The organism is Streptomyces sp. ICN903, from assembly GCF_022015835.1.
In the GTDB taxonomy this organism is placed as follows: Bacteria; Actinomycetota; Actinomycetes; order Streptomycetales; family Streptomycetaceae; genus Streptomyces; species Streptomyces fenghuangensis.
This window is the reverse complement of record NZ_JAKMAY010000519.1, coordinates 1-2,007: the sequence shown is the minus strand read 5'-3', so window position 1 is coordinate 2,007 and position 2,007 is coordinate 1. Positions and strand designations below refer to the sequence as shown.

At 76.1% G+C, this 2,007-nt stretch carries 4 protein-coding genes; 1 reads left to right on the top strand and 3 read right to left on the bottom strand.

Annotated features, from left to right (window positions below; genetic code table 11):
- On the bottom strand, positions 1-488 hold a 488-nt coding region (locus L7D48_RS28440), incomplete at its 3' end, for a P1 family peptidase (RefSeq protein ID WP_237883923.1).
- Between the two features lie 53 nt (positions 489-541).
- On the opposite strand from L7D48_RS28440, the gene L7D48_RS28435 reads away from it, so the two are divergent.
- Complete coding sequence (locus L7D48_RS28435; RefSeq protein ID WP_237883920.1) at positions 542-748, top strand: hypothetical protein; 207 nt, start codon at positions 542-544, stop codon at positions 746-748.
- Positions 749-794: 46 nt separating this feature from the next.
- On the opposite strand, the gene mscL is transcribed toward L7D48_RS28435, so the two are convergent.
- Both mscL and L7D48_RS28425 read right to left on the bottom strand, forming a co-directional pair.
- Positions 795-1,385, bottom strand: coding sequence for a large conductance mechanosensitive channel protein MscL (gene mscL / locus L7D48_RS28430; protein WP_237883918.1), 591 nt, complete (start codon positions 1,383-1,385; stop codon positions 795-797).
- Between the two features lie 132 nt (positions 1,386-1,517).
- The coding region (locus L7D48_RS28425; protein ID WP_374494143.1) for an RcpC/CpaB family pilus assembly protein at positions 1,518-2,007 on the bottom strand (490 nt) is incomplete at its 5' end.

The window sequence follows — 2,007 nt, the reverse complement described above, 5'->3', positions numbered from 1 at the left end:
GCCCCCGCACCGGCCCCGACGTTGCCCTGGGAGACCGGCTCGCCGACGCTCGTACGGGCGGCCGCCTCGGCCGCCTCCCGGCCGAGCGCGGCGTCGGGGCGGGCCCGCCAGGATCCGCCGCGGCCCAGGTCGAAGAGGCAGGCGGCCGGGACCACGGGCACCACCTGGTCCGGCTCCGGGCCGACGGGGAAGCCCCTGCCCCGTTCCTCCAGCCAGGCGGTCACCCCGCAGGCGGCGTCCAGCCCGAAGGCGCTGCCCCCGGTCAGGACCACGGCGTCGACGCGCTCCACCAGATTGCGCGGATCCAGGGCGTCGGTCTCCCGGGTGCCGGGCCCGCCGCCCCGCACGTCCACGGCGGCGGTCGCCCCGCCCTCCGGGGCGAGGACCACGGTCGTGCCCGTCAGCCAGCCGTCGCCGATCCGCTGGGCGTGGCCGACCCGCAGGCCCTGGACATCGGTCAGTGCGTCGTTGACCCTCGAGGCGCTCATGGGGCCATGATCCTCCTTCCCGGAGCGGACCGGGGCCGCCGTACTCTGGAGGGATGAGCACTCCCGCCACCCCCGCCACTTCCGGCTCCGGCGCGGCGCCCCGCGACCCGGCCTCCGCGCTGGACTTCTCCGATCCGCTGAGCCGGCCCTCGGCCGACGACACCGACCGCGGCTGGGGCGAGCGCCCGGAGGCGGGCGGCGACGGCGGCGCGGGCGATCTGGCCCGCTTCCTGGACGAGAAGCCCCCGCACCACCTCTGAGGCCACCGGCGAGACCTTCCGCGGGGCACTGCGGGGGACGCTCGCGTCAGGGCTTCTTCGAGGTGCCCCCGGATGTGCCGGACGCACCGGACGGCCCCTCGGAGCCCGGCCCGGCACTGCCCTCGGAGGCGTTGCGCTGCGCCGTCAGCAGGGCGGCGGCGTCCGTGGTGCCGTTGCCCTCGCGCTGGGCCAGCAGCGCGTCGCGGATCTCGGTGAGCAGTTCCACCTCGGTCTTCTGGACGGGAGTCGCGGCCTCCGCCGCCGCCTCCTTGGCGCTCAGGGCGTCCAGCCGCTGCTTGAACTTGTTCATCGGCACGATCATCAGGAAGTAGACGACCGCGGCGGTGATCAGGAAGGTCAGCGCGGCGCTCAGCACCGAGCCCCACTTGATGGCGATGCCGCTGAGGGCCGCGCCCGTCGCCTTGTCGAACTCGCACGGGCCCTGGAGGCAGGACTGGTAGCGGTCGAGGTCCTTGGGGCCGATGGAGCCCACCACCGGGTTGATGACACCCTCCACCACCGAGTTCACGATCTTGGTGAAGGCCGCCCCGATGACGACGGCAACGGCCAGGTCGACCACGTTGCCCCGCATCAGGAATGACCTGAACCCGGCCAGGACGCCCTGCTTCTCGCTCAAGAGACTGCCTCTCCTCCGCACACGCGCTCCGGCCTCCGCCGGGTGAACGCAGCACACGCTGCACGAACACCGCGCGCACTGTCCAGCCCGGGCCACAGCCCGAGCCACAGCCCGGGTCCTGGCGGGCGTCGGTCAGCACAGCGTCACCGCCAGAAGGGAGTGCGCCGCCGCGCCGGCGAGCCGGGCGGCCGTCGCCCTGGGCACCGAGAGCACCACCAGCGCCCCCTCCCGATCGCCGGGGCCGGCCTCCGGCCCGGAGGCCGGTTCGGGTACGGCCGCCACCCGCACGTTCCGGGCGATGGTCCGCGCGCTGTCCGCCGGGCCGTCGGCGGGACCGCCGGCCGGGGTGCCGGCGGGCGTGGCCAGTACGTCCACCCTGTCCCCGGGACGCAGCAGCCGCACCGCCTCCGCGTCCGGGATCCGCACCGGGGCCTGCACCGTCGCGCCGCCTTCCTCCCCGTCCGAGGACGCGGGCGGGGGCGCCGGTGCTTTCCCGGCCGCGGGCCGGGCCGCGGGGAGGGCACTGTCTCCGTCCCCGCTCCCGTCTCCGGGCGCTCCCCGGAAGGCGGCACCCGCGGCGACGACGGCCAGCAGCAGCGCCACCGCCCGGAACCACCGCCCC